Consider the following 9,127-nt stretch of genomic DNA (forward strand, 5'->3'; position numbering starts at 1 on the left):
ACCGTTGCGCCGAAACCCTTGAAGTTCGGGGCCGTGTACTCGGCGGTGTTATTCCACACCGTATCTCCGATGATCGTGCCTCCATAATTGGTGACGAACGTCTGGAGGACGAGCGGGGAAAAGACGGTCGACGATCCGAACGGATTGACGAGGGACTCTGCCGTATAGGTCGGATTTCTTTGCCGCCCGAAGGTCAATTGGCCAAAGTCGCCTTGAAAGCCCACGAACGCGTTGCGGGACCAGAATGGGTCCGTCGCACTGCGACCCAGCGCGCCATTTTGGGGTTGAAAGAAGCTCTCGAGGGCGAAGATGGCGCTGACGCCGCCGCCAAGATCTTCCTTGCCGCCGATTCCCCAGAAAGAAGTGGTAAGTCCGCCGCTTCCCATCAGTGCCGTAGATTGCGGCGTGTCACTACGTTTGACACTGCCGACATAGGTGCCGACAATCCCATAAAGTTGGACCTGCGAGCCGCTATCTGCGTGTGCGGAGACAGAAGTCAATGCTAAAGCAGAACAGAAAATCGTCGTAACTCCAAGCGTGCCAACGACTTTCCCCACAGAAGGGCGGCCCGTTACCCGTTGTTCCTTTTTCATTTCGGTTGTCTCCATTAATTTTGTTGTATGCGATATTCATTAATTCAGGACTACTAACAGGATGCCTTCGAGAAGCAGTCGCTATCCGCGAGCTGTCGCGTTGAAATCGAAGGTGTTGCGAGCTAGAAGCTCCTTCCCTTGAGTCATATCAGGGGCAAGGAGCCAAGCGAAATCAGTGGCTACGGGGAGATCTCTTCGAGAGCGCGATTGGTCGTCTCCACCATTCTCGTGGCGACGAAGAAGCCGAGCCCGCTGACCACGGCGAACATGATGAATACCGCAGCGATGCCTTTCCCTGTTAATACGATGCCGACGATCGCTGGCGCAGCAGCAGAAGCCGCTCGTAGCCAGGAAGTCGCAAGGCCAGTACCGATGGCGCGCATCCGGGTCGGATAGATTTCAGGGGTGTAAAGGTACAGAAGTACAGTCGCGGTTGCCATTACAGCGTAGGCCGACGATCCCAGGAACATCACTGACCAGGCGCTGCCAGCTCCGTGGATGCCCAGACCGGCGAGCAGTATTGCACTGATGATGAAGCATGCCATGGCCCAGCGGCGGCGCCCGACTCGATCAATCAGCAACGCGCAAGCCAGCACCCCGCACGTACTCAGGACGTTCGAGATGGACGCCATGTGAAGCGACTCTTGCAGAGGCAGATGGTAGACAGTCTTGTAGAGACTCGGCAGCCAGTTGTTGATGCCATTGGCCACAAAATAAGAGCTCGCCCAAAGCAACCACACGACAATGGTGCGTCCTCTGTAGAACGGCGAGAAAAGCTCCTTCCACGTCCCCTTCTGCTTCGACTGGAGTCCGTTCAGAAGGCCCACCACGCGCTCGTCAACCTCGGCCTTTTGCGTCTGAGTATCAAGGGTGCGCTTCGTCGTGCTTGCCTCCAGCCGCTCGATGATGCGTTCAGCTTTATCGAAACGCCCACGTGAAATGAGCCAGCGCGGCGATTCTGGAAGGCGTGAGATCAGGATCGTTACGGCGATGCCGGGAATGCCGCCGATCAGAAACATATATTCCCAACCGAAGCGGGGGACGATGAAAGCACCGAGCTGCGCGGCCGCGAGGAGACCCAGCGGGAAAATGAGTTCGTACAGGATGAAGAAACGTCCTCGGCCATGCGCTTGAGACAGCTCGTTGATGTACGTGGCCGCCACGGGCACTTCTCCCCCCACGCCGATGCCTTGCAGGAAGCGCATAAAAAACAGCATATGGAGGCTGCCGGTGAAGGCGCATACGACGCTCATTGCCGACATGACACCGACAGTTATTGTGGCGCTCGGCACCCGCCCAAGGCGCTCGGCCAGCCAACCGAAAACCAACGCGCCTACGACTTGCCCAAGATAGCCAGCTGCGATCAGCACACCGATCTTCCCGGGAGAAAGATGCCAGAGACCCACTAGTACAGGCAGTACAAAAGCAAGCGAAAGTGCGTCGAATGCGTCAAAGAGGGTCGCGCTGCCCATGACGATACGTGCCTTGGTGTGCCACTTGCAGAACGGCACGTTCTCGATGCGGAACAGCAGGTTCGCCGCACGCAATTGCTCGCTCACGGGGCGCGCTTCGCTCGGGGATTGACCAAGGCCGACGCCGTAGGCGGTCGAAGGGGTGTTCATGCTGTCTCCTGAAAAGCTGAATTTTATGGGCCCTCGGTTTTCTTCTTGGTTTGAAGCACCGAATCGCGTTTCTTTCTTATTGTGTCGCGCGGTCGTAGCTTTTTTGGTCGTTTCCCGATCCTGTTATGGGCGACGCGCGGCACGAGGTTTCGCGGGCCGCCGTTACTGCTCAACGCTGACAGCGAAGCGGGGCGGCGCTTCGCTATCGTCGTAACGGCTTTTGGTTCGCCGCTCCCGCGTCAGTCGACGAGGCCCGCCGAACGAAGCGCGTCTGCGATCTCAATGTCCGCGCCCTCCGCGAGCGGCAGCAACGGCGAGCGCACCGTGGCGTGCTCGAGGATCCCGCGGGCCACGAGGCCGTGCTTGAGTGCAACGGTGCCTTCCATGTGCGAGCCACGGTGGTACACATTGCGCGTCACGGGCAGCAGGCGATCATGGATCGCGCGAGCGGCTTGGTAGTCCTTCGCCTTGCCCGCTTTGATCAGTTCGATGAGTGGCTCGGGAGCGAGGCCGCCGTAGCCGACGAGCGCGCCGTCGACGTCAAACATCGTATGGAGCAGATATTCGTCGTGGCAGGTCAGGATTTGCAGTTCCGGACGCTCGCGACGGATGATGGGAATCTCAACGTCCCAGCGACGCATATTGCGCACGCCGTTTTTCATGGCAAAAACGCCCGGTTGTGCGGCGATTTCCAACTGCGTTTCGAGGTTGTAGGTCGCCTTGGTGGCATCCGGGTACTGGAACAGGATGAGCGGTAGGCCGCTGCCTTCGTAGATGGCGCGGTAGCGGTCTTGCGGTGCGCCCTTCTGGTAACCGAAGCGCAGCCAGCCGTGCGACGGATACACGAGACCTGCCGACGCGCCGGCCTCGACCGCGCGCTTCGCCTCTTCCACCGCCACTTCCGTGCCTTCGAGCGTGATACCGGCGATGACCGGAATCTTGCCGTCAACGGACTTCACGAAGCTCTGGATGACTTGAGCCTGTTCTTTCTGCGTGAGGAACGTGCCTTCGCCAGCGTGGCCGAGAACCGTCAGACCTTTAACGCCCTCGATGCTGCAGAGCCAGGAACCCAGCCGTTGAATTGCTGCGTGGTCCACCGCCCCATCGCGGGTGAAGGGGGTAATGGGTGCCGGGACCAAACCGCGTAGATCTATCGCTTTCATGACGTCTCCAAATGTGAGCTTTTCCGCTCCTCTTTCCGAGAGGAGAGCCCGCTGCTCGTTTCGCATCAAGCTGGAACAACGGTGCATGCGTTGCAGTGTAGGGAAGGACGACCCATGCGAGAACTGCCTAGCCGCACATTTCAGCTATACTGAATTGACATATGTAGTTGGAGGGTTTGGCGGTGGACTACGCGGCTTGGAAGCTATTCATCGACGCGGCAGAACTCGGGAGCTTGAGCAAGGTGGCCGTTGCTTACGGGACCAGTCAGCCGCACATCAGCCGTCAGATTGTTGAGCTTGAGCAGTACTGCGGCGGCCGTTTGTTCCAACGGACAGGGCGCGGCGTGGTATTGACCGAGTTGGGGGCGCGTATTGCCCCGCGCGTCAGGACGTGGCTTGCCGGCACGGAACAGTTATCCAACGACATCCGCAGTACGGCGGGAGAGCCGATCGGCGTCGTCAGAATCGGGATCTTGCCCTCGACCGCTCATCCGCTTGTCAGCACCCTTTACCATCACCTTCGAGAGCGTTATCCCCTGGTGCAAATACAGGTGCGCGAGGGTCAAGGTGCGTTGTTGGAAACATGGTTGGAAAATGGCAGTGTTGATCTCGCCATCCTTTTTCGAAATAGTCCGACGCCGAAAAACGGCGACGAGTATCTGGTTGAGGCGGCGACCTACCTGGTCAGCGCAGAAGGCGATCCTTTGACCAAGCAGTCCACGATTGCTTTTTCAAAGCTCGACGGGGTTCCACTGGTCTCTTTCTGCCGCCCCAATAGCTGGCGCGACCGGCTCGAACAAATTGCTGGTGAACACCGGGTCTCCCTTAACTTCGCGGCAGAAGCCGACTCTTTGACTCTGCAGGGGCACATCGTGGCAGATGGCGAAATCTATGCGTTGCTCGGACCTTATGCGATCGCCAATCTTGAGAAGGAATGCCGGTTGCAGGCGTCGATGGTAGTCGATCCGCCGGTGCCGCGCTTCATTGCGCTCGCTATGTCCCCCCACGGCGAACTGACGCTTGCCTGCCGCAAGGTGATGGAGCTCACCAAGGAAATCGCACGTTCGCAAACCCTCTCCTCGGACCTTCGGCTGGGCGTGTCCGCAGCCTTCCTGCGATCCATTTAAAGGGCCGTCTCCCTTCGTTCGCCCAAACGGACGCGCCAGTCACGGGCGCACAAGTACGGGCGGAACCTGCCGACCTCGAACGAGCCGGACTGAACCGTGTCGCTGACGACGTGGGCTATCCGGTCGGGCTGCAAAAAGCTGAAGCTCGATTAGGGATCTGAGCAAAAGGCGTTGCAGCACGGGGCCGCGGAACAATCCGGCACGTAGCAACGCTCGGCTTTTGCCTTTACCGCCCGAAAAAACTGGCGCGCATCGTTGCGGCCGCTGAGGGGTCCAGCTCGCCGAACGGTCCGCTGTGGCGGCTGCGGGCGGGGTGCATGGCCACCGCAAAAAAGACTTGTCGCGGGCGTGTCTCGCCCGGCATTCGGACGGCTCCTACCGGGATGGAACAGACATCCAGATGTCTCGTTACGGCGGCTGACAAACGTCAACTTCTGGCCGGTCCCCGCCTGACGGCGGTCGGCGCTAGCCGACCCGGAGCCGTCCTTCGACCCGGCGCGAGCGCTACGGCGGCTTCCAAACTGGAACGGCCGTTCGAGCAGCCGTCTCGATTGGCATGTCATCGGCCAAGCAATAGACAGGAAATCGAAAGGTTGCCGACCTTTCTCAAGCCTCATTCCAGTCGCATTGCTCCGGGGTCCCGGTTAGCAGTGTAGAGCGGAAGCACCTCGGCCTCGATCAGGCCGATCGCCTCCATCGCCAGGTGTGACAAGGTGTGCTGGCTGCTCGTCGCGATTGCGAGACGGCTGTGCAGCGTCGGGTGCCGTATGCGGGTCACGGAGAACGGGCGCCTGAGCGGATCGGTGGCCGGCGCATTGATGGGCAACACCGCGTAACCATAGCCCTCGCATACGAGGTCGAGAATCGCCCCGACCGCATCCACCTCGAGCGCGATGGAGAGCTTGACGCCCTCCTCGGCCGCGCGCGCTTCGACGACCTGCCGCAGCGCATGCATGCGCCCTGGAATGACGAGTGGATAGCGAGCGATGTCCTTCAGGCGGATCTGTTCCGGTGCCTGACCACCTGTGCCCTCAGCCATGCCTATCAGGAACAGTTCCTCCTCAAACACTGCGCGCTTCTCGACGAGTGCGGTGAGCGAAGTGTCGTAAAGCACGGCCGCATCGATGCGGCCCATCATCAGCCACTCTGTCAGATAGGTGGAAAGCCCCTCTGCCACGGAGATCGTCGCATCTGGAAACCGCTGCCTGAACTGCCGGATCAACTCCTGCGTGGCAACCTTTGCGAAACTCGGCGCAAGGCCGATGCTGAAGTGTCCGCTGACCGTCCCCTTCAATTGCCGAAGATCGTGCCGCGCGCGCTCGGCCTGCAGCAGCATCCCCTTCGCATGACCCAGCATGACCTGCCCAGCAGCGGTTGCCAGGACGCCGCGCCCGTGCCGCACGAGCAGGGTCTGCCTTAATTCCACCTCGAGCTGTCGTACGAGGCGGCTCAAGGTCGGTTGATTGGTATCGAGGATCGTGGCCGCGCGCGTAAAGCTCCCTAGCTCAACCACGTGCACGAAGGCCTCGAGCTGCTTCAGTTCCATTTCGGCTCCTATACGGTTTTTGTATATCAGCTAGTCGGCTATGTCGATTGTATTGGCCAACTCGAATCGCCACAATGATCCTCATTCGCTGTCATGCCTCGCAACTTTTCTCAATGGAGTTCAGCCAGACCATGAAGTCCTGCCTTCCGCCAGATCCAAACCCAGTCAAACCATCGCATGGGCTTCCCCCGCTCGCGTGCGACGCCCACTGCCACGTATTCGGCCCCGCTGAGCGTTTCCCCTATGCCGACGATCGCAGCTACACGCCACCCGACGCGCCGTTCGAATCGCTCGCTGCCCTGCATGACCATCTGGGGCTTGCGCGCGGGGTGATCGTGCAGGCGAGCTGCCACGGCACCGACAACACCGCGATGCTCGATGCGATCGCCCGGGGCAACGGGCGATACCGAGGCGTTGCCATCGTCGATGCAGGCGTGACCGATGAAACGCTGAAGGCGCTCAACGAAGCGGGTGTGCGTGGCGTACGTTTTAATTTCGTCGCCCATCTGGGCGGAGCGCCCGACCTGGACGTATTCGAACGCGTGCTGCGGCGCATCGAAGCGCTTGGCTGGCATGTCGTTCTGCACCTCGACGCACAGGACATCGTCAAATACGCCGATCTGATCGGGCGGATTCGCGTGCCATTCGTAATCGACCACATGGGCCGCGTGCGCGCCGAGGCGGGTCTGGATCAGGAGCCGTTCCGGCTACTGCTGGAATTGATGCGGAATCCGCTCGCGTGGGTAAAGGTGTGCGGCTCCGAGCGAGTCTCGGCGGGCAAGCGCCCCTTCGACGACGCGATTCCCTTCGCGCGAGCACTCGTTCATGCCGCACCGGATCGTGTGTTGTGGGGCACGGATTGGCCGCATCCAAATATCTCAAAGGACATGCCCAATGACGGTGAACTAGTGGACCTGCTGTTCCGCATTTGCGACGACCCCGTGCTGCTCCACAAGATCCTGGTCAAGAACCCTGAACGACTTTACGACTTCGGCGCTGCTAAATAACAGACGGTCAAGAAGGCCGCAAGACAACATATCGGAGACAAAGCATGACCCAAGCCAACTTTCGTTCTCGCATCGCGTTTGCCACGGGGCAGCCGCGATGAACGCCACCACCTCATCCCCTGATACGACGCCGCGCAGACGCGTCCCCTTTTACCGCCAACTCTATGTGCATGTGCTGGCTGCGATCCTGATTGGTGTCCTGCTCGGCCACTTCGCGCCCGCGCTCGCCGTCCAGATGAAGCCACTCGGTGATGCGTTCATCAAGCTCGTCAAGATGGTGATCGGCCCAATCATTTTCTGCACCGTGGTCGCGGGCATCGCGGGCATGGGCGACATGAAGAAGGTCGGCCGCGTCGGCGGAAAAGCCCTGCTTTATTTTGAAGTCGTCTCGACGCTCTCGCTGATGATCGGGCTCATGGCTGGACATCTGTTGCGCCCGGGTGCCGGTTTCAACCTCGATCCGTCGAAAATTGATGCTTCAGCGCTTTCCGGCTATGCGACCCAAGCACATGAGCAAAGCACCGTCGAGTTCCTCATGCACATCATCCCGAACACTGTGGTCGATGCGTTCGTGACGGGCAATGTGCTGCAGATTCTCCTCATCTCGGTGCTCTTCGGCGCCGCGCTTGCCGCGCTCGGGGAACGGGGCAAGCCGCTGGTCGAGTTCATCGGCGGCATCGCCAACGTGTTCTTTGGCATCGTTCACATCATCATGAAGACCGCTGCCATCGGAGCCTTCGGTGCGATCGCCTACACAATCGGAACATATGGAGTCGGCTCCGTCTTGCCGCTGATCAAGCTGATCGGCGCGTTCTACCTGACGCTTTTTGTGTTTGTTGTGGTCATCCTCGGCGCGATTGGGCGCGTGATGGGCTTCAACATCTTTCGCTTCATGAGCTATATCCGCGAGGAGATTCTCATTGTTCTCGGCACGAGCTCATCCGAAGCGGCGCTGCCCGGGATGCTCGAAAAGCTCGAACGCCTGGGCTGCTCCAAGCCGGTGGTAGGGCTCGTCGTGCCTGCGGGCTATTCATTCAATCTCGATGGCACCAACATCTATCTGACGATGGCGGTCCTGTTCATCGCGCAGGCCTTCAATATCCAACTCACCTTCACGCAGGAGATGACATTGATCGTGGTCGCAATGCTCACCTCGAAGGGCGCGAGCGGCGTGGCCGGTGCTGCGTTCATCATGCTTACCTCGACTCTGCTTGTGTTCCCCGTCATCCCTGTGTCAGGCATGGTGCTGATTCTCGGCATTCACCGATTCATGGGCACCGGACTCGCCGTCGTCAACACGATTGGGAATGGTGTCGCAACGCTCGTTGTTTCCGCTTGGGAGCGCGAGCTCGACCGCGACAAGCTCGACGCCGCCATGAAGAAGCGCACGGTCAGCTAGAGCACGGCTTCGTGTAGGTGGCCCGCTCCAGGGCTGGCCGCCGCCGTACAAGACAATCCAAACACCAAGGAGACTGCCCCATGAAGATCAGGAGAACTGCACGCCCCAAGAGATCGTGCACAGAGCGATCACGCTTGCAGGCCGGCGCTTGCGCAGCAATGACATTGTGCGCAGCCAGCGTAAGCGCGCAGGTCCATGACGCCTCGCAGGTCCAGCTTTACGGAATCGTCGGCACCTATGTCGGCAGTGTCAAACGTAGTGACACGCCGCAATCTACGGCACTGATGGGAAGCGGCGGACTTACCACTTCGTTCTGGGGGATTCGCGGCAAGGAAGACCTTGGCGGCGGCGTCAGCGCCATCTTTGAGCTTGAGAGCTTCTTTCAACCCCAAAATGGCGCGCTGGGTCGCAGTGCGACGGACCCATTCTGGTCCCGCAACGCGTTCGTGGGCTTTCAAGGCGACTTTGGCCAATTGACCTTCGGGCGGCAAAGAAATCCGACCTATACGGCAGAGTCCCTCGTCAATCCGTTCGGATCGTCGACCGTCTTTTCCCCGCTCGTCCTCCAGACGTTCGTCACCAATTATGGAGGCACGATCATCGGAGATACGGTGTGGAATAACACCGCCGAGTACACGGCCCCGAACTTCAAGGGTTTCGGCGCAACGGT

9 protein-coding genes are annotated in these 9,127 nt (G+C 59.8%); 5 read left to right on the plus strand and 4 right to left on the minus strand.

All coding sequences use genetic code 11. The features are described 5' to 3' along the window. The 3 genes from HHL24_RS42595 to HHL24_RS42605 form a co-directional block, all read right to left on the minus strand. Positions 1 to 593 (minus strand): porin (locus tag HHL24_RS42595; RefSeq protein WP_169491240.1); only part of this gene is annotated, 593 nt, incomplete at its 3' end. Between the two features lie 179 nt (positions 594 to 772). Beyond that, positions 773 to 2,215, minus strand: a complete 1,443-nt coding sequence (locus HHL24_RS42600; RefSeq protein WP_169491241.1) for an MFS transporter — start codon at positions 2,213 to 2,215, stop codon at positions 773 to 775. Between the two features lie 239 nt (positions 2,216 to 2,454). Then, a complete protein-coding gene (locus tag HHL24_RS42605) occupies positions 2,455 to 3,378 on the minus strand; it encodes a dihydrodipicolinate synthase family protein (protein ID WP_169491242.1) in 924 nt (307 codons plus the stop codon). Positions 3,379 to 3,560: 182 nt separating this feature from the next. On the opposite strand from HHL24_RS42605, the gene HHL24_RS42610 reads away from it, so the two are divergent. Both HHL24_RS42610 and HHL24_RS44940 read left to right on the plus strand, forming a co-directional pair. Further along, positions 3,561 to 4,505: a LysR family transcriptional regulator gene (locus HHL24_RS42610; protein ID WP_169491243.1), complete on the plus strand. Its 945-nt coding sequence runs from the start codon at positions 3,561 to 3,563 to the stop codon at positions 4,503 to 4,505. After that, the gene (locus tag HHL24_RS44940) at positions 4,496 to 4,666 is read left to right on the plus strand and encodes a DUF4148 domain-containing protein (RefSeq protein ID WP_329606838.1); all 171 of its coding nucleotides are present in this window, start codon (positions 4,496 to 4,498) and stop codon (positions 4,664 to 4,666) included. Before HHL24_RS42610 ends, HHL24_RS44940 begins: the two co-directional genes overlap by 10 nt. A gap of 452 nt (positions 4,667 to 5,118) precedes the next feature. Here HHL24_RS44940 and HHL24_RS42620 read toward each other — a convergent pair whose 3' ends face one another. Beyond that, a complete protein-coding gene (locus HHL24_RS42620; RefSeq protein ID WP_169491244.1) occupies positions 5,119 to 6,051 on the minus strand; it encodes a LysR family transcriptional regulator in 933 nt (310 codons plus the stop codon). A 131-nt stretch (positions 6,052 to 6,182) separates the two neighbouring features. On the opposite strand from HHL24_RS42620, the gene HHL24_RS42625 reads away from it, so the two are divergent. The 3 genes from HHL24_RS42625 to HHL24_RS42635 all read left to right on the plus strand — a co-directional run. Continuing rightward, positions 6,183 to 7,058, plus strand: a complete 876-nt coding sequence (locus HHL24_RS42625; protein WP_169491245.1) for an amidohydrolase family protein — start codon at positions 6,183 to 6,185, stop codon at positions 7,056 to 7,058. A gap of 97 nt (positions 7,059 to 7,155) precedes the next feature. After that, positions 7,156 to 8,457, plus strand: coding sequence for a dicarboxylate/amino acid:cation symporter (locus tag HHL24_RS42630; RefSeq protein WP_169491246.1), 1,302 nt, complete (start codon positions 7,156 to 7,158; stop codon positions 8,455 to 8,457). A gap of 80 nt (positions 8,458 to 8,537) precedes the next feature. Continuing rightward, positions 8,538 to 9,127 (plus strand): porin (locus tag HHL24_RS42635; protein ID WP_230417817.1); only part of this gene is annotated, 590 nt, incomplete at its 3' end.

Source organism: Paraburkholderia polaris (assembly GCF_012927345.1).
Lineage (GTDB): Bacteria > Pseudomonadota > Gammaproteobacteria > Burkholderiales > Burkholderiaceae > Paraburkholderia > Paraburkholderia polaris.